At 72.4% G+C, this 17,567-nt stretch carries 14 protein-coding genes, 1 other RNA gene and 1 pseudogene; 14 read left to right on the top strand and 2 right to left on the bottom strand.

What is annotated here, in order from left to right; translation table 11 throughout:
- Positions 1-56: 56 nt before the first annotated feature.
- The 4 genes from ftsX to ssrA all read left to right on the top strand — a co-directional run bounded on the left by ftsX (position 57) and on the right by ssrA (position 3,227).
- Entirely contained in the window at positions 57-977 is a 921-nt protein-coding gene (gene ftsX / locus GTY67_RS11500; protein WP_093688823.1) for a permease-like cell division protein FtsX, read from the top strand.
- Positions 978-1,045: 68 nt separating this feature from the next.
- Positions 1,046-2,233 (top strand): S41 family peptidase, encoded by a 1,188-nt coding sequence (locus tag GTY67_RS11495; protein ID WP_161278588.1) that lies wholly within the window; start codon positions 1,046-1,048, stop codon positions 2,231-2,233.
- A gap of 18 nt (positions 2,234-2,251) precedes the next feature.
- Entirely contained in the window at positions 2,252-2,740 is a 489-nt protein-coding gene (gene smpB, locus GTY67_RS11490) for an SsrA-binding protein SmpB (RefSeq protein WP_093688819.1), read from the top strand.
- A 99-nt stretch (positions 2,741-2,839) separates the two neighbouring features.
- Positions 2,840-3,227, top strand: a transfer-messenger RNA (tmRNA) gene (gene ssrA / locus GTY67_RS11485).
- A gap of 80 nt (positions 3,228-3,307) precedes the next feature.
- Here ssrA and GTY67_RS11480 read toward each other — a convergent pair.
- Positions 3,308-4,645: an MFS transporter gene (locus GTY67_RS11480; protein ID WP_202461405.1), complete on the bottom strand. Its 1,338-nt coding sequence runs from the start codon at positions 4,643-4,645 to the stop codon at positions 3,308-3,310.
- Positions 4,646-4,948: 303 nt separating this feature from the next.
- On the opposite strand from GTY67_RS11480, the gene GTY67_RS11475 reads away from it, so the two are divergent.
- From GTY67_RS11475 to GTY67_RS11450, 6 genes and pseudogenes are all read left to right on the top strand, one after another.
- Complete coding sequence (locus tag GTY67_RS11475; RefSeq protein WP_161278587.1) at positions 4,949-5,920, top strand: LysR family transcriptional regulator; 972 nt, start codon at positions 4,949-4,951, stop codon at positions 5,918-5,920.
- Between the two features lie 159 nt (positions 5,921-6,079).
- Positions 6,080-6,754, top strand: a complete 675-nt coding sequence (locus tag GTY67_RS11470; protein ID WP_161278586.1) for a hypothetical protein — start codon at positions 6,080-6,082, stop codon at positions 6,752-6,754.
- Positions 6,755-9,022: a glycosyltransferase gene (locus GTY67_RS11465; protein ID WP_161278585.1), complete on the top strand. Its 2,268-nt coding sequence runs from the start codon at positions 6,755-6,757 to the stop codon at positions 9,020-9,022.
- Positions 9,019-10,182, top strand: coding sequence for an acyltransferase (locus GTY67_RS11460; RefSeq protein WP_161278584.1), 1,164 nt, complete (start codon positions 9,019-9,021; stop codon positions 10,180-10,182). Before GTY67_RS11465 ends, GTY67_RS11460 begins: the two co-directional genes overlap by 4 nt.
- A gap of 24 nt (positions 10,183-10,206) precedes the next feature.
- A pseudogene (locus GTY67_RS35475) lies at positions 10,207-10,503 on the top strand (hypothetical protein); the annotation flags it as partial.
- Positions 10,504-10,637: 134 nt separating this feature from the next.
- Complete coding sequence (locus GTY67_RS11450; protein WP_161278583.1) at positions 10,638-11,780, top strand: uroporphyrinogen-III synthase; 1,143 nt, start codon at positions 10,638-10,640, stop codon at positions 11,778-11,780.
- On the opposite strand, the gene GTY67_RS11445 is transcribed toward GTY67_RS11450, so the two are convergent.
- Entirely contained in the window at positions 11,722-12,351 is a 630-nt protein-coding gene (locus GTY67_RS11445) for a GNAT family N-acetyltransferase (protein WP_237502590.1), read from the bottom strand. The genes GTY67_RS11450 and GTY67_RS11445 overlap by 59 nt on opposite strands.
- A 93-nt stretch (positions 12,352-12,444) precedes the next feature.
- Here GTY67_RS11445 and GTY67_RS11440 point away from each other — a divergent pair, with 93 nt between their 5' ends.
- From GTY67_RS11440 to GTY67_RS11425, 4 genes are all read left to right on the top strand, one after another.
- Positions 12,445-13,158 (top strand): CGNR zinc finger domain-containing protein, encoded by a 714-nt coding sequence (locus tag GTY67_RS11440; RefSeq protein WP_161278582.1) that lies wholly within the window; start codon positions 12,445-12,447, stop codon positions 13,156-13,158.
- A gap of 80 nt (positions 13,159-13,238) precedes the next feature.
- Complete coding sequence (locus GTY67_RS11435) at positions 13,239-13,826, top strand: sigma-70 family RNA polymerase sigma factor (protein WP_073872827.1); 588 nt, start codon at positions 13,239-13,241, stop codon at positions 13,824-13,826.
- Entirely contained in the window at positions 13,823-14,794 is a 972-nt protein-coding gene (locus tag GTY67_RS11430; RefSeq protein ID WP_161278581.1) for a zf-HC2 domain-containing protein, read from the top strand. The genes GTY67_RS11435 and GTY67_RS11430 overlap by 4 nt, the downstream gene beginning before the upstream one ends.
- 162 nt (positions 14,795-14,956) lie before the next feature.
- Positions 14,957-17,329 (top strand): UvrD-helicase domain-containing protein, encoded by a 2,373-nt coding sequence (locus GTY67_RS11425; protein WP_161278580.1) that lies wholly within the window; start codon positions 14,957-14,959, stop codon positions 17,327-17,329.
- Positions 17,330-17,567 lie beyond the last annotated feature (238 nt).

Here is a 17,567-nt window from a genome sequence, read left to right as displayed (position 1 = left end):
CCGAGGGGCCCTCGGGCCCCTCGCGCATTTCGAGTATCGAGCACTGAAAGGACGCCATGCGCGCCCAGTTCGTCCTGTCGGAGATCGGCGTCGGTCTCCGTCGCAACCTCACGATGACCTTCGCCGTCGTGGTCTCCGTCGCCCTCTCGCTCGCCCTGTTCGGGGGCGCGCTGCTGATGCGCGAACAGGTCAGCACGATGAAGGACTACTGGTACGACAAGGTCAACGTCTCGATCTTCCTCTGCAACAAGAACGACGCCAAGGACATGCCCAAGTGTGCGAAGGGCGCTGTCACGACGGAGCAGAAGAACCAGATCAAGGCCGACCTGGAGAAGATGGAGGCCGTTCAGAAGCCGGTCCACTTCGAGACGGTCGACGAGGCGTACAAGCACTACCAGGAGCAGTTCGGCGACTCCCCGATGGCGGGCAACATCACGCCCGACCAGATGCAGGAGTCGTTCCGCGTCAAGCTCAAGGACCCGCAGAAGTACAAGGTCGTCGCGACGGCCTTCGCTGGGCGGGACGGGGTGCAGTCCGTCCAGGACCAGCGGTCCATCCTGGACAACCTCTTCGAGCTGATGAACGGCATGAACGTCGTCGCGATCTACGTGATGATCCTCATGCTCGTCATCGCGCTGATCCTGATCGTCAACACCGTGCGCGTCTCCGCGTTCAGCCGGAGACGTGAAACGGGCATCATGCGGCTGGTGGGAGCCTCCGGCTTCTACATCCAGGCCCCCTTCATCATGGAGGCGGCCGTCGCCGGTCTCATCGGCGGTCTGCTGGCCTGCGCGATGCTGCTGGGCGGCCGGTACTTCCTGATCGACGGCGGTCTCGCCCTCCAGGAGAAGCTGAATCTGATCAACTTCATCGGCTGGGACGCGGTCCTCACGAAGCTCCCGCTGGTGCTCGCGATCGGCCTGTTGATGCCGGCCGTCGCCGCTCTCTTCGCGCTGCGCAAGTATCTGAAGGTATGACTTATGCCTCCTGGGGCGCGCGGGCAACTGCCCGTGCGCCCCAGGAGGCTTGTCCTAGACTCGGCGCCATGTCGGGTTGTTCGCACCGCTTCCGGCCCCGCGGCCTCTGCCGCGGGGTGACCCTGACATTGGTCTTCGGGTGCGTCCTCGCCACCGGCGCGGCGACCGGCTCGCTGCCGCAGGACCCCGACCCCCTCCCCGAACTCCCGGCGCGTGCCGTCGCCTCCACCCTGGCCCCGGTCGACCGCGAGGAGATCGAGGACGCGGCGGCGAAGGCCGAGGCCGACGGGAAGTCGGTCAAGGAGGCCGCCGGGGCGGTCGTCAGCCGCAGCGGGGACCGCTGGGGCGCGGTCTACGACGAGCGGGAGTACGAGGAGTTCGAGCAGTCCCTGGACGGCTCGTACCTGGGCGTCGGCCTCTCCGCCCGCCGCACCGAGGGCGGCGGCGTCGCCGTCTCCCGGGTCCAGCCGGGCGGCCCCGCCGCCCGGGCCGGCATCCGCGAGGGCGACCTGCTCCGCACCATCGACGGCCGCCGCGTCGACAAGCACCCCGTCCCCGAGGTGGTCGCCTTACTGCGCGGTGACGGTACGGGGGCCGGGGAAGGCACCCGCGTCGTCCTCGGTCTCGTACGGGAGGGAAAGCCCTCCACGCGGACGCTGGAGCGCGCCCGGCTGACCCCCGACGCGGTCACCGTGAGCCGCCTGGGCACCGGCCCCTCCGCCGCCCTCCTCCTCAAGGTCACCGCGTTCACCAAGGGAGCGGGCGAGGAGGTACGGGACGCGGTCCGCGAGGCGCCCCGGGACGCCGGGATACTCCTGGACCTCCGGGCCAACTCCGGCGGCCTGGTCACCGAGGCCGTCACCGCCGCCTCCGCCTTCCTGGACGGCGGCCTGGTCGCCACGTACGACGTGCGCGGCGAGGAGCAGGCCCTGTACGCCGACCCGGGCGGCGACACCGAGCGGCCCGTGGTGGTCCTGGTGGACGGCGGCACGATGAGCGCGGCCGAGCTGCTGACCGGCGCCCTCCAGGACCGGGGCCGCGCGGTCACCGTCGGCTCGCGCACCTTCGGCAAGGGCTCGGTGCAGATGCCCAGCGAGCTGCCGGGCGGTTCGGTGGCCGAGCTGACCGTGGGCCACTACCGCACACCGGCCGGCCGCAGCGTCGAGGGCAGGGGCATCTCACCCGACCTGGTGGTGCGCGAGAGGGCCCAGCAGCGGGCCGAGACGGTATTGAGTGGCCTCGGGGGTGGGTCGTAGTGCGAAAATGACCGCACTATGGCTAAGGAAAAAGACACCGGGCGCAAGATGATCGCGCAGAACAAGAAGGCGCGGCACGACTACACCATCCTCGACACCTACGAGTGCGGCCTCGTCCTCATGGGCACCGAGGTGAAGTCCCTGCGCATGGGCCGGGCCTCCCTGGTCGACGGCTTCGTCCAGATCGACGACCACGAGGCGTGGCTGCACAACATCCACGTACCGGAGTACGTCCAGGGCACCTGGACCAACCACGCGGCCAAGCGCAAGCGCAAGCTGCTCCTCCACCGGGCCGAGATCGACAAGCTGGCGTCGAAGTCCCAGGAGAGCGGCCACACGATCGTGCCGCTCGCCCTGTACTTCAAGGACGGCCGGGTCAAGGTCGAGATCGCGCTGGCCAAGGGCAAGAAGGAGTACGACAAGCGCCAGACGCTCCGCGAGAAGCAGGACACGAGGGAGACGAACCGCGCGATCTCGGCGGCCCGCCGACGGCAGCGCAGCGCCTGAGGAGCTCCCTGCGGGGGAATACGCTGGCATCGTCCGGCGTTGGTCACGTACGATGGGCCGTGCACCTCAGCGAAGGTGTGCGTTTTGAAAAATCAACATGGGGATGATCGGTTTCGACAGCGGATGTCGAAGCAGGGGAAGCGAGTCGAGGAAGCGGCAATGATCTCGTAAACCATATGTCGCAAACAATAATCGCCAATTCCAAGCGCGATTCCTCCGCCTTCGCCCTCGCTGCCTAATTAGCAGCTGAGCGAAGACTCTGCGGAGTGTCAGCCCGGGGGTGATCCCGACCCGGATCCTGGCATCAACTAGGGATCTAAACTTCTAAGCCCGGCCACGGGGCCTAGAAGGAAATCAAACAGTGGCTGAGCCTGTCGGAGGCTTGTTCGCGTGACCTCCGGGGCCGAGAAAAGCGAAGCGAACTGCACTCGGAGAAGCCCTGGTTCCGCACCGTTGGACGCGGGTTCGATTCCCGCCATCTCCACCACCCCATGTAAACCTCTGCCCCGCGAGTCCGCTCGCGGGGCAGAGGTTTTTTCGCGTCCGGCACCGGACGGCGGTCGGCGCTCACACCGCCGGTGACGGCGGTCCGGCGGGCGCGGCTCCGCACGGCCGCCGCAGATACGTCCCCGTGGCCGCGACCACCAGGGCGAGGGCCGCCGCGCTCATCGGGGCCGCGTAGCCGGAGACCGTCCCCGCGTGCTCCACCAGCCAGCCGCCCGTCGCCGCCCCGGCCGCGACCCCGCCCAGCAGAGCGGTGACCGAGAGCGTCATGCCCTCGTTCAACTGGCCCGGCGGTGTGGCACGTTGAACCAGTGTCATGCCCGTCACCATGGTGGGCGCGGTCGCCGCACCCGCCAGCAGCAGGCAGAGCGCGAGGACGGGCAGGGAGGCCGTGGAGGTGGCGGCCAGCAGTGGCAGCGACATCAGCGCGGTCATGGCGGCCAGGCAGAGCAGCAGCCTGCGGTGGACGTTCCGGGCGGGCCGCAGCGAGCCGTAGACCAGCCCCGCCGCCCCGGACCCCGCCGCCTGGAGCGCCAGGATCGCGCCCCCGGCATGGGCGATGGAGACGACCTCCAGCGAGCCGAACACCGCCCCCGTGGCGAGGAAGACCGCCAGCAGCGCGGGCATGCCCGGTGCGCGGAGCGGGGAGACGGATGTTCGTGTACGAGGGGTGGGCGGCGGTTCCGTCGCGCGCTGGGCGGTGAAGATCAGGACGCCCGTCAGCAGCAGGAACGCCCCCACCAGCGTGCCCGCCTCCAGGAACAGCGCCCCGCAGAGCGTCGCCGCGAGGACCGGGCCCAGCATGAAGCAGAGCTCGTCCGCCGCCTGCTCGAAGGAGTTCGCGGTGTGCAGGGCCGCCGGGTCGCCCCGGTGCAGATGCGCCCAGCGGGCCCGGGACATCCCGCCGGTGTTGGGGGTGGTCGCGGTGGCGGCGTACGCGACGAAGAGCGTCCAGGCCGGGGCGCCGTGGTGCACGCAGAGCACCAGCGTGAGGGAGCCGAGCACGGCGAGGGCGGTCGCGGGCACGGCGATCCGGGCCTGCCCGTGGCGGTCCACCAGCCGGGCGGTGAAGGGCGCGACGAGGGCCGTCGCGGCGAGCCCGGTCGCGGTGACGGCCCCGGCGAGGGCGTACGAGCCCCGGGACCCGGCGATCATGATGACCGCGCTGACGCTGAGCATCCCCATGGGGAGCCGGGCGATCAGGTTGCCCGCGGTGAAGGCCCGGGCGCCGGGGGTGGCGAGGAGGCGGAGGTAGGGGTTGGTGGGCGCGGGCCGCCGTATGTGCTGCCGTCCCGCGCGCGGGGCCGCCACCAACTGGCCTGCGGCGACCGTGAGGAGCGCGGTGGAAGGGGGAGGCGTACGGGCAGCGGGTACGGGCCGGGCGGCGGCGGGTTTCGGCATGGGGCCACCCTCCCCGCGCCCCGCCGCCCCGGTCCAACACTTTCTCCCCGCCCGTTCACGCACCGCCGTTGTGAATCGCAGACCGCCGCGCCGCAGCCCGGCCGCCTCGTGGACCCGCTGCCTCGCAGACCCCCCGCCGCAGCCCTGCCGCGCCGCAGCCCTGGGGCCTACGGCCCGGCCGCGCCGCAGCCCTGGGGCCTACGGCCCGGCCGCGCCGCAGCCCTGGGGCCTACGGCCCGGCCGCCCCGCAGACCTCCCCCGCCCCCGCCCCGTCGCGCCCCCGCGGCCTTGTAGATTCGCCGCGTGCCCACCCCCGACACCGACCCCCGGCTCCTGCGCGCCTTCCTCGCCGTCGCCGAGGAGCTGCACTTCACCCGGGCCGCCGCCCGCCTCTTCGTCGCCCAGCAGGCGCTGAGCCGGGACATCCGGCGGCTGGAGCGCGAGCTCGGCGCGGAGCTGTTCGTCCGCACCACCCGGCAGGTCTCCCTCACCCCGGACGGCGAGCGTCTGCTCCCGTACGCGCGCCGCGTACTCGACGCGCACGCCGAACTGGCCGGGGCCTTCAGCGGCGGGCCCGCCCGGCCGCTGCTGGTCGACCTGAACAGTGACGGCACGACCGCGGCCCGGGTGCTGGAGCGGGCCCGGGAGCTGGCCCCCGAGTGCGAGCTGATGGCGCGGTTCGAGTCCGGGCTGACCTGGGCCGCCTCCGAGATCCTGGCCGGGCGGCTGGACGTCTCCTTCGGCCGGGCCGGAGGGCTCGCCCCCGGGGTGCGCGCCGGGCTCTGCGTACAGCCGGTGCGGTACGAGCCGATGGCGCTGATGCTGCCGGCCGCTCACCCCCTCGCAGGGCGTGCGGCCATCCCGCTGTCCGAGCTGTCCGGTACCACCGTCTACGCGGGGGCGGGCAACGAGCGGACGCGGGAGTGGACGGAGCTCGCGGCGCTGCTGTTCGCCGCGTGGGACGTCGAAATGGCCCCGCCCGTTCCGCTCGCCGTGGGAGTGGCCGAATTTCAGCGGGTCATCGCCAAGGCGGGACACCCGGTACTGGCGGTGACGGGCTTTCCGCCGCTGCCGGGATCCGTGCTGCGGCCGCTGGTCGAACCGGTTCCGCTTTCGCCGTTGATGATGGTCTGGCGCAGGGGCCTGCGGCACCCCGGAGTAGACGCTCTGCGTAGTGCTACTGCCCAGTTGGGTAGGGAGAACGGCTGGCTGGTACCCCCGCCCGGGGCCTGGTTGCCGGAGGGCGATCTGTCACTGATGCGCAACCGTTCCTGATCAACTCCGTTCAAGGGGACTTGGGCGTCAATGTCGTGCGCTACATTCGTCCTCCGGGTGCATGAATGCCAGTTCTGGTTGACGGGGTGGGGCCCGCCCAACAGTAAAGAACCGGTCAATTTTGGCGCCTGTCCGTTGAGTGGGGGATGGGCTACACCTGTGGAAAATTGGCGCGAAGGTGCTCGAAGCGGGCACACGCATGAACCCAACGACGTCACGGTCCAGCTGGACGGCCTCGGACGGCAGCTCGCCGAGCTGCCCGGCGAGCCCGTACCGCCGGGCGGATCCGACGGACCGGTCTTCGTCGACGAGAGCGGCCGCCGCAGCAAGACCTACCGCCGGCTCGGCTGGGTGGTCGCCTCGCTCTGTGCCGCGTACGCCGTGACGCTGGTCTTCGCCGTCCTCGGCGGCAACTCCACCGCCCCCTGGCTGCCGCTCTCCGGTCCCAAGGAGGAGGCGAAGGCCGAGGAGGCCGAGGTGCGCCCCGGGCCGAGCGAGTCCGCCGACCCCGCCGCCGACGAGCCGGCCCCCGCCCCCGGGGCGACCGGCCCGGCCGGGACCCCGGAACCGGACGCCTCCGGCTCCGCCGCCCCCTCGGCCACCTCCGTCACCGTCCCCGCCGGAACCGGCGCCGGCACCCCGTCCGCCTCCGCCTCCGTACAGCCCCCGGGCTCCACCGGCGGCGGCGGTGCCATGAAACCGGCGCCCACCACCCCGTCCGCCAAGCCGACCGTCCCCACCCCGCCGCCGTCACCCGAGCCGGAGCCCACCGCCACCACGAGCGCTCCCGCCGAGTCCCCGGAACCCCCGGTGCAAGAAGAGAGCGCCTTCTAGATGACACACCCCGCCCCGCGGGGCAGGCACGACCGGTCGCAGCGGACCGCGGACAGGCACACCGGAGCCGGAGCGCCCATGAGGCCGCGCACCGCCCGGAGGCGGAACGCGCGCAAGCGGCCCCGGCGCAAGCTCCCCATGCGCTACCTCCTGCCCTTCATGCTGCTGGTCGCCCTGCTCGCCATGCTGATGCTGCGCGGCTATGTGCACAGCGAGATCCTCGCCGACCACCGGGTCCGCCCGCCCGCGCCCACCAGCCAGGTGCCGGACGAGGTCCTCGACGGCGGGCCCGTCATCGACGCCCGCTCCGCCCAGGTGAAGACCCTGTCCATCCCGGACCACCGGGTCGTCCTCACCTTCGACGACGGACCCGACCCGGTCTGGACGCCGAGGGTGCTGGACAAGCTGAAGGAGTACGACGCCCACGGCGTCTTCTTCGTCACCGGCACCATGGCCGCCCGCCACCCCGACCTGGTCCGGCGGATGGTGGAGGACGGCCACGAGATCGGCCTGCACACCTTCAACCACCCGGACCTCTCCTACCAGTCCACCAGCCGCATCGACCGCGAGCTCTCCCAGAACCAGCTGGCCCTGGCGGGCGCGGCCGGGGTGCGCACCTCGCTGTTCCGGCCGCCGTACTCCTCGTTCTCCGACGCCATGGACAACAAGTCGTGGCCGGTCACCAGGTACATCGGCAGCCGCGGCTACCTCACCGTCGTCAACAACACCGACAGCGAGGACTGGAAGCGCCCCGGCGTCGCCGCCATCGTGGAGCGCGCCACCCCGAAGGACGGCAAGGGCGCCATCGTCCTGATGCACGACTCCGGCGGCGACCGCTCGCAGACCGTGGCCGCACTCGACACCCTGCTGCCGGACCTCCAGGAGAAGGGCTACACCTTCACCCGGCTCACCACCGCCCTCGACGCCCCCAGCGCGCACACCCCGGTCACCGGCTTCGCGCTCTGGAAGGGCAAGGCGTTCGTCTCCGCCGTCAGCGTCTCGGAGCGGATCACCAGCGTGCTGGTCGTCGGCCTCGCCGCCATCGGCGTGCTGGTCCTGGCCCGCTTCGGGCTGATGCTGCTGCTCTCCTTCCTGCACGCCCGCAAGGTCCGCCGCAAGGACTTCAGCTGGGGGGAGCCCTTCACCCGCCCGGTCTCCGTCCTGGTGCCCGCGTACAACGAACGCGAGTGCATCGAGGCGACCGTGCGTTCGCTGGCCGTCAGCGAGCACCCCATCGAGATCATCGTCATCGACGACGGGTCCACCGACGGCACCGCCGACCTCGTCGAGGCGATGCGGCTGCCCGGCGTACGGGTGGTGCGCCAGCGGAACGCGGGCAAGCCGGCCGCCCTCAACAACGGCATCCGGCACGCCCGTTACGACATCGTCGTGATGATGGACGGCGACACCGTCTTCGAACCGGCCACCGTCCGCGAGCTGGTCCAGCCCTTCGGCGACCCCCGGGTCGGGGCCGTCGCGGGCAACGCCAAGGTCGGCAACCGCGACTCGCTGATCGGCGCCTGGCAGCACATCGAGTACGTGATGGGCTTCAACCTGGACCGCCGGATGTACGACCTTCTCGGCTGCATGCCCACCATCCCCGGCGCCGTCGGGGCCTTCCGCCGCGACGCCCTGGAGCGGGTCGGCGGGATGAGCGAGGACACCCTCGCCGAGGACACCGACGTCACCATGGCCCTGCACCGGGACGGCTGGCGCGTGGTCTACGCGGAGAACGCCCGCGCCTGGACCGAGGCGCCGGAGTCCGTGCAGCAGCTCTGGTCGCAGCGCTACCGGTGGAGTTACGGCACCATGCAGGCCATCTGGAAGCACCGCCGCGCGGTCGTCGAACGCGGGCCCTCGGGCCGCTTCGGCCGGGTCGGGCTGCCGTTCGTCTCCCTCTTCATGGTCGTCGCCCCGCTGCTGGCGCCCCTGATCGACGTCTTCCTGCTGTACGGGCTGGTCTTCGGCCCGACCGGCAAGACGGTCGCCGCGTGGTTCGGCGTCCTGGTCGTGCAGGCCATCTGTGCGGCGTACGCGTTCCGGCTGGACAAGGAGCGGATGGTCCACCTGATCTCGCTCCCGCTCCAGCAGATCCTCTACCGCCAGCTCATGTACGTCGTGCTGCTCCAGTCCTGGATCACCGCCCTCACCGGCGGCCGGCTGCGCTGGCAGAAGCTGCGGCGTACGGGCGTCGTCGAGGCCCCCGGCGGGGTCTCCGCGCAGCGCCGCGGGGCCGAGGCCGCACCCGAGAGGAGGCCCGTCGGATGAGCGCCGCCACCGTGCCCGCCGGTATCCCCGTGGAGGCCCCCGCCGCCGCGAGGAAGCCCGGCCGGGACCGCTATCTCGACCTGCTCCGGGCCGTCGCCCTGGTCCGCGTGGTGATCTACCACATCTTCGGCTGGGCCTGGCTGACCATCCTCTTCCCCTCCATGGGCGTGATGTTCGCCCTGGCCGGTTCGCTGATGGCCCGTTCGCTGGCCCGCCCCGCCCTCGGCGTCATCCGGGGCCGTATCCGCCGCCTGCTGCCGCCCATGTGGGCGTTCTCGCTCGTCGCCGTACCGATGATGTTCGCGCTGAGCTGGCAGCCGGTGAAGGAGGAGGGGCTGTGGTGGTTCGTCAAGCTGGCCTGGTACGTCTTCCCGGTCGGCGCGCCCCCCTACCCCTGGTCCAGCGGTGACCCGGCCGGTCTGCTGGAGGACACCTGGGCGATCCAGGCGGCGGGCCCCCTCTGGTACATCCGGGCCTACCTCTGGTTCGTCCTCGCCTCGCCCCTGCTGCTGCGGGCGTTCCGCAAGCTGCCCTGGGCGACCCTGCTCGCCCCGCTCGGCCTGACCGCCGTGATCGGCACCGGCCTGGTGACGATCCCCGGCGAGACCGGCAACGCGCTGGGCGACTTCGCGGTGTTCGGCTCCTGCTGGATCCTCGGCTTCGCCCACCACGACGGCCTGTTCAAGGACGTGCCGCGCTACCTCACCATCTCGCTCGCCTCGATCGTCATGGGGTTCGGGCTCTGGTGGGCCTCGGGACACCTCACCGCGGACGGCTGGGACCTCAATGACATCCCGCTCGCCCAGGCGGCCTGGTCGCTCGGCTTCTGCGTGATCCTGCTCCAGTACGCCCCCTCCTGGCAGGAGCTGCCCGGCAGGCTGGCCCGCTTCGACCGCCTGGTCACGCTCGCCAACAACCGGGCCGTGACGATCTACCTCTGGCACAACCTGGTGATACTGGCAACGGTCCCGCTGATAGACCTCCTGTGGAAGATCCCGTACGTGGACGCGCACCTGGGATCGACGGTGGAGGCGACGTACACCCTGCTGATGACCCTGCTCGTCTGGCCGCTGATCGGACTGGTGATCCTCTGCGTGGGCTGGGTGGAGGACGTCGCCGCCAAGCGGCGGCCCCGGCTGTGGCCGGACGGGCGGTCGTAGGGGCTCACCTCACCGGGCCGCCGCCGGATCGTGCTCGGCCTCCACATCACGCTGATCGTGGTGGCCGCGCTCTGTGCCGCGCTGTACATGGACAACCTCCGGCCCGTACGCGACGACACCGGGGCCGCCCGCGAGGCCGCCCGGGACCCGCACACCTGGGCCTGGTCCTCCAGGTCCTTCCAGACCTCCGGCACCGGAACCGCCGCCTTCTGGTCCTTCCTCGCCTTCTACGCCGTGTGCTCCGCGCTGACCTGGGTGGTATACCTTCGCCGCCCCGCACCCGTGCCCACGAAGGCCCAGGTCGGTTACGCAGAGGTGTAGGGAAGCGACCCCCCGGGCCACGGCTGACGTAACGGCCGGGAAATACGGGGGAACCGGGCCTGTCACCGACCGTTGGCAGTCTCGGGCCTCCGTACATCGCGTACCAGCAGGACCACGAGAGCCGGGAACACGCCATGCAGGACGACGACACCACGCACGGCCCCCTCGCGGGCTTCACGGTCGGAGTGACCGCGGCCCGCCGCGCCGAGGAGCTCACCGCCCTGCTCAAGCGGCGCGGCGCCGCCGTCCAGCACGCCCCGGCCCTGCGGATCGTCCCGGTCGCCGACGACGGCGAACTCCTCGAAGCGACCAAGGAGTTGATCGACCACGCCCCGGACGTGGTGGTCGCCACCACGGCGATCGGCTTCCGGGGCTGGGTGGAGGCGGCCGACGGCTGGGGCATCGGAGGCGTGCTCCTGGAGCGGCTTCGCGGGGCCGAACTCCTGGCCCGGGGGCCCAAGGCCAAGGGCGCGGTGAGGGCCGCCGGGCTGACCGAGGCCTGGTCACCCGGGTCCGAATCCATGGCCGAAGTCCTCGAACGGCTCCTCGGCGAAGGCGTCGAGGGCCGCCGTATCGCCCTCCAGCTGCACGGCGAACCGCTCCCCGGTTTCATCGAGTCCCTCCAGGCGGCGGGCGCCGAGGTCGTCGGCGTCCCCGTCTACCGCTGGATGCCCCCGCAGGACATCGCCCCCCTCGACCGGATGCTCGACGCCACCACCGCCCGGGCCCTGGACGCCGTCACCTTCACCAGCGCCCCCGCCGCCGCCTCGTTCCTGGGCCGCGCGGAGGCCCGCGGGCTCCTCCCGGAGATCCTGGGGGCGCTGCGCGACGACGTCCTGGCCGCCTGCGTCGGACCGGTCACCGCCCTCCCGCTCCAGGTCCGGGGCATCCCCACCGTCCAGCCCGAACGCTTCCGCCTGGGCCCCCTCGTCCAGCTGGTCTGCGCCCAACTCCCTGCCACCGCCCGGGTCCTGCCCATCGCCGGCCACCGCGTCGAGATCCGCGGCCACGCCGTGCTCGTCGACGACGAACTGCGCGCGGTCCCGCCCGCGGGCATGGCCCTCCTGCACACCCTGGCCCGCCGCCCCGGCTGGGTGGTGGCCCGCGCCGACCTGCTGCGGGCCCTGCCGGGCAGCGGCACCGACGAGCACGCGGTGGAGACGGCGATGGCCCGGCTGCGCTCCGCGCTGGGCGCACCCCGCCTGATCCAGACCGTCGTCAAACGCGGCTACCGGCTGTCGCTGGACCCGGCGGGGGACACACCGGGTCCCCGCTGAGCGGGGCCCGCCTCGACGGCGCCCGGCGCACATGCAGATGGCCGCCCAGCGGGAACTCCGGCGGCAGCGCGCCCAGCACCTCCGCGAACGCGTAACCGGCCTTCTCCGCCACCCGGCAGGAGGCCACGTTGTCCACCTGGTGCAACAGCTCCGGACGGACCAGCCCTTCGGCCGCGAAGGTGGTGAACGCCCAGTCGGTGAGCGCCTCCAGGGCCCTCGGCGCCACACCCCGGCCGCGTGCCCGCGCCACCGTCCGGTAGCCGACCTCGGCCCGCTCGGAGCCCGGTCCCGGCCGCTTCAACGCGAGGTTGCCGACCAGCTCCCCGCCCCGGCCCGCGTCCGTCACGGCGAAGCTGAACCTGGTCCCCGACTCCCACCCCTCATGCTGCAACTCCAGCCAGCGGGACGCCTCTTCGGGCGTGGACACGGGCAGCCGCACCCACTGCCGCATCACCGGATCGTCGTACGCCGCCAGCAGCGCGGGGGCGTCCTCCGCGCGCCAGGGGCGCAGCAGCAGGGTGTCAGCGCTGAGCGTCAAGGTCCCTTCGTCCGTTCCCCCGTGATCGTTCATGGCCGTCACCGTAGCGGGGGTTACGGGCGGGCCCCGGCGGGGGCACTCTGGGGGGTGGCATCCGACCGGTGACCCCGAGGCGGTGACAGGCGCATGGCAGCGGGCAGGGGCGCGTACGTGTGGCGGTTCGACTCCGGCCGGATCTGTCTCGACCTGGTGGCCACCGGGCCCGGCGGCGGGACGCCCCGCGCCCGGGAACAGCTGGACGGGCCGGGACGGCTCGCCGACTGGCTGACCGCCGCCCGCCTCGTCCCGCCGGGCACCGCCCTGACCGCCCTGGACGCCACCTGGCTGACCCGGTTCCGGGAGCTGCGCACGGACCTGGACCTGCTGGTGTCGGCCCAACTGGACAACGTATGCCAGCAGGTTGGCCACCAGGACCCTCAACTCGCCTCACCCGCCTACGAGAAGGCCCTCGATCGGGTCAACTCCCTGGCCGCCGCGGCCCCGCCGGGCCCGCGCGCGGTGCCGGGCGAGGGCGGTGCGCTGGTACGGACCCTGAGCGCCGAACCCGACTGCGCGGGCCTCCTCGCGGTCGTGGCGCGGGACGCGGTGGACCTGCTCACCGACCCGGTGGCGCGGGGAGCGCTGCGCCGCTGTGCGGGCGCCTCTTGCCACCGGCTCTACCTGGACACCTCGCGCGGAGCCCGGAGGCGATGGTGCTCCGGCGAGGTCTGCGGCAACCGCGAACGGGTCGCCCGGCACCGCCGCCGTACGGCCTCCGCGCCCGCCGCCACGACAGCCGGGGCGCCCGCCACCACGGCGGCGGGCGAGCAGCCCAGGAGGATCTCGGCGAAAGAAATATGAAGCGACGTTGAATGATCCTGCGCCCGCCCCCGTATCCATGCCCGAAGAGCTCCATTCAGGGTCTCGACCAGGAGGTTCGGGTGCGCAAGGATGCGGCCGTGGCCGATGACCGTCCGCACAGGGCTCGACATCGCAGTGAGCCGCCCACGCCTTCCGACGGGATACCCGACGAGGAGCTGATGCGGGCGCTCTACCGCGAACATGCCGGGCCGCTGCTCGCGTATGTCCTCAGACTCGTGGCGGGCGACCGCCAACGGGCCGAGGACGTGGTGCAGGAGACGCTCATCCGTGCCTGGAAGAACGCCGGCCGGCTCAACCGGGCCACCGGCTCCGTCCGCCCCTGGCTGGTGACGGTCGCCCGGCGCATCGTCATCGACGGCCACCGCAGCCGGCAGGCCCGGCCGCGCGAGGTCGATCCGTCGCCGCTGGAGGTCATTCCCGCGGAGGACGAGATCGACAAGGCGCTGTGGCTGATGACGCTCTCGGACGCGCTCGACGATTTGACGCCCGCGCACCGGGAAGCATTGGTCGAGACCTACTTCCGGGGACGTACGGTGAACGAGGCGGCCGAGGTGCTCGGCATACCCAGCGGCACCGTGCGGTCCCGGGTCTTCTACGCACTCCGTTCGATGAAGCTCGCACTCGAAGAGAGGGGGATCACGGCATGAGCGACCAGCAGTGGCAGCCGTTCGGGCCCCGGCCTCCGGGACCCCGTATGCCCACCGGTCCCTCGCACCCCCCGCACACCCCCTATCCCGCGGGTCCTGCACACCCCTCAGGGCCCGCGTACCTCTCCGCCCCCGGGCACCCCGGCAGCCAGGGGTATCCCGGCGGCCCCACCGGCCCCGAGCCGCCCTCCGGCGGGGAGCCCGAGGGCTCCGAGCACGACGCGGCCGCCGCCTACGTCCTGGGCATCCTGGACGACGCGCAGGCGAGCGCCTTCGAGGCCCATCTCGCGGGCTGTGCACGGTGTTCCGCGCATCTCGACGAGTTCGCCGGGATGGAGCCCATGCTCGCGATGCTGGCCGAGGCTCCGGCGGCCGCGCCCGGGGCCCGTCCCGTACCGCACGTTCCCGAGCGGCCGGCGCCCAAGGTGCTGGGCGGGCTGATGGACGAGGTCGCGCACCGGCGGCACCGGCGTACGAAGCGGAGCCGGTATCTCATCGCCGCGGCCGCCGCGCTGATCATCGGCGGGCCGGTCGCCGCCGTCGCCGTCACGGCGGGCGACGACGGCGGCCGCAGCGTCGCCGTGGGCGACCCGCACCCCACCAGCCCGGCCGAGGACGCCTTCTTCCAGCACATGACGGAGAAGGTGTCCGCGACCGACCCCACCACCCGGGTCGGCGCGACGGTCGGGATGGAGGAGAAGGCGTGGGGCACCCACACGGTCCTGGAGCTGAAGAACGTCAAAGGGCCGCAGAAGTGCACGCTCGTCGCCGTCTCCAAGACGGGGGAGGAGGAGGTCGTCACCTCCTGGTCCGTCCCGCAGTGGGGGTACGGCATCGAGGGCTCGGCGCACGAGTCGGCGAAGAACCCGCTGTACGTGCACGGCGGCGCGGCGATGGCCCGTGAGGACATCGACCGGTTCGAGGTACGGACGTTCGACGGGGAGCGGCTGGTGGAGATCGGCGCCTGAGCGGACCCGGCCGCCCGGGCGGACCCCTCCCGCCCGGCCGGCCCGGCCGCCCGGTCTTCCGACGCGCAATCGCAACACGCGTAACGGTGGACGGCAGGTGCGCCCGGGCCCCCCTTCGCATAGGGTTGACGGCTGCCCGATGCACGTCAGAAGGGGGCCTCGGTGGCCGCGCAGGATGCCGCTGTCGATTCGCTGCGGGACCGGGAAATCGGTGTCGAACAGGATCATCTGGACCGCGTTTACCACCGTCTCGAAGAGAAGATCGACGAGGCGGAATTTCTCATGCACGACGCCGTCAAACGCGGGCAGGTCGGCACGCCCGGCGCCCTCGCCGAACGGGACGCCCAGGTCTTCCGGGCGGGCGTCCACCTCAACCGGCTGAACAACGAGTTCGAGGACTTCCTCTTCGGCCGGATCGACCTGCTCCTCGGCAAGGACGGTGAGCGCGGCCCCGACGGCGCCTTCACCTCCGTGGAGCCGGCCGACGACGCCGTACGCCAGGACGCCACCGCCGACATCGCCGAGACGCTCCACATCGGCCGGATCGGCGTCCTGGACTCCGACTACGCGCCGCTGGTGATCGACTGGCGGGCCCCGGCCGCCGCCCCGTTCTACCGCTCCACCCCGAAGGAGCCGGGCCGCGTCGTACGCCGCCGGGTCATCCGCTCCAAGGGCCGCAAGGTCCTCGGGGTCGAGGACGACCTGATGCGCCCGGAGCTGACGGCGTACCTGGACGGCGAGAAGCTGCCGGTGATCGGCGACGGCGCCCTGATGGCCGCCCTCGGCCAGGCCCGCAGCCACACCATGCGGGACATCGTCGCCTCCATCCAGGCCGAACAGGACCTGGTCATCCGGGCCCCCGCCGCCTCCGTCACGGAGGTCACCGGCGGCCCCGGCACCGGCAAGACGGCCGTCGCCCTGCACCGGGCCGCCTACCTCCTCTACCAGGACCGGCGGCGGTACGCGGGCGGCATCCTGATCGTCTCGCCGACGCCGCTCCTGGTCGCGTACACCGAGGGTGTGCTGCCCTCGCTCGGGGAGGAGGGCCAGGTCGCGATCCGTGCGATCGGCTCGCTCTCCGACGAGGCGGCCGGCGTGGAAGGCGCCACCGCCTACGACGAACCGGCCATCGCCCGGATCAAGGGCTCCTCGCGGATGCTCCACGTGCTGCGCAAGGCGGCCCGGGGAGCGCTGGAGGCGCCGAAGCCGCCCAGCAGCGCCGGCCAGCTCTCCTTCGGCGACGAGCCCGCGCAGAGGGACGCGGGAGGCACCCCCACCCGGCTGCGCGTCGTCGCCTTCGGGGCCCGGGTGGAGCTGGAGGCCGACGAGCTCCAGCGCATCCGCAACAACGTGCTCAGCGGCACCGCCCCCGTCAACCTGCTGCGCCCGCGCGCCCGCAAGCTGCTGCTGGACGCCCTGTGGAGCAAGTCCTCCGGGCGCGGCCGCTACACCGACCCGCAGCTGGTGGCCGAGTTGCGGTCCTCCTTCGACGAGGACGTCTCCACCGAGACGCCGTTCCTGGAGTTCCTGGATGCCTGGTGGCCCGAGCTGACCCCGCGTCGGGTGCTGGCCGCCATGGCCGACGAGAAGCGGCTGGCCCGCTGGTCCCGCCGCATCCTCAACCAGGGCGAGGTGCGCCGCCTGGCCCGCTCCCTGAAGCGGCTGGACGCGGACGGCACCGGCCCCCTCTCCGTCCACGACGTGGCGCTCCTGGACGAGCTCCAGGCGCTGCTGGGCACGGTGGTGCGGCCCAAGCGGAAGCGTGAGATGGACCCGCTGGACCAGCTCTCCGGCCTGGAGGAGCTGATGCCGCAGCGCGAGGAGACCCAGTGGGAGCGGGCCGAGCGGCTCGCGGCGGAGCGCACGGAGTACGCGCACGTCATCGTCGACGAGGCGCAGGACCTCACGCCCATGCAGTGGCGGATGGTGGGCCGCCGGGGCCGCCACGCCACCTGGACGATCGTCGGTGACCCGGCGCAGTCCTCCTGGTCCGACCCGGACGAGGCGGCCGCCGCCCGGGACGAGGCGCTCGGCTCCCGCCCGCGCCGCCGCTTCACCCTCACCGTCAACTACCGCAACCCGGCCGAGATCGCGGAGCTGGCCGCCAAGGTGCTGGCGCTCGCCATGCCCGGCATGGAGTCCCCGTCGGCCGTCCGCTCCACCGGGGTGGTGCCGCGCTTCGTGCCGGTCGAGGGCGGCGACCTGGCCGCCACGGTCCGCGAGGAGGCGCGGCGGCTGCTGGCGGAGGTGGACGGCACGGTGGGCGTGGTCGTGGCGATGGACCGCCGCGCCCAGGCCCGCGAGTGGCTCGCCGAGCTGGGGGAGCGGGTGGTGGCGCTGGGCAGCCTGGAGGCCAAGGGGCTGGAGTACGACGCCACGGTGGTCGTCTCACCGGCGGAGATCGCGGACGAGTCCCCGGCCGGGCTGCGGGTGCTGTACGTGGCGCTGACGAGGGCCACGCAGCAGCTCACGGTGGTGTCGGGGGAGCGGGACATGCCGGACGAGGACGGGGTGCCGGACCTGCTGAGGGAGTGACCCGGGCCAGCTGCGGGGGTGATCCGGACGGGCTGGGGGAGCGACCCGGACCTGCCGGGAACCGACGGCGCGAAGTCAACCTGTCGCACGGGAATCACTTCTCCGGGGTCTTTGTTACCGTGGTACTGGCACCGGCTCGATCCAAGCCCCCGGGCCCAACCTTCGTCGCTTCGAGCGACCACTTGCCGCGAGGCGAGCATGGCGGGTCGGTGCCACCCAAGTGAAGAAGACAGACCCG

Origin of the sequence: Streptomyces sp. SID8374 (assembly GCF_009865135.1) — a bacterium.
Classification (GTDB): domain Bacteria; phylum Actinomycetota; class Actinomycetes; order Streptomycetales; family Streptomycetaceae; genus Streptomyces.
Note: the sequence above shows the minus strand (reverse complement) of the source record. Positions and strands in the feature narration are given on the sequence as shown.

What these genes read in the sequence shown, in the direction of transcription:
- ftsX (WP_093688823.1), top strand. Translation starts at nt 57, where the DNA reads ATGCGCGCCCAGTTCGTCCTGTCGGAGATCGGCGTCGGTCTCCGTCGC.
- GTY67_RS11495 (WP_161278588.1), top strand. Translation starts at nt 1,046, where the DNA reads ATGTCGGGTTGTTCGCACCGCTTCCGGCCCCGCGGCCTCTGCCGCGGG.
- smpB (WP_093688819.1), top strand. Translation starts at nt 2,252, where the DNA reads ATGGCTAAGGAAAAAGACACCGGGCGCAAGATGATCGCGCAGAACAAG.
- GTY67_RS11480 (WP_202461405.1), bottom strand. Translation starts at nt 4,645, where the DNA reads ATGCCGAAACCCGCCGCCGCCCGGCCCGTACCCGCTGCCCGTACGCCT.
- GTY67_RS11465 (WP_161278585.1), top strand. Translation starts at nt 6,755, where the DNA reads ATGACACACCCCGCCCCGCGGGGCAGGCACGACCGGTCGCAGCGGACC.
- GTY67_RS11460 (WP_161278584.1), top strand. Translation starts at nt 9,019, where the DNA reads ATGAGCGCCGCCACCGTGCCCGCCGGTATCCCCGTGGAGGCCCCCGCC.
- GTY67_RS11450 (WP_161278583.1), top strand. Translation starts at nt 10,638, where the DNA reads ATGCAGGACGACGACACCACGCACGGCCCCCTCGCGGGCTTCACGGTC.
- GTY67_RS11445 (WP_237502590.1), bottom strand. Translation starts at nt 12,351, where the DNA reads ATGAACGATCACGGGGGAACGGACGAAGGGACCTTGACGCTCAGCGCT.
- GTY67_RS11440 (WP_161278582.1), top strand. Translation starts at nt 12,445, where the DNA reads ATGGCAGCGGGCAGGGGCGCGTACGTGTGGCGGTTCGACTCCGGCCGG.
- GTY67_RS11430 (WP_161278581.1), top strand. Translation starts at nt 13,823, where the DNA reads ATGAGCGACCAGCAGTGGCAGCCGTTCGGGCCCCGGCCTCCGGGACCC.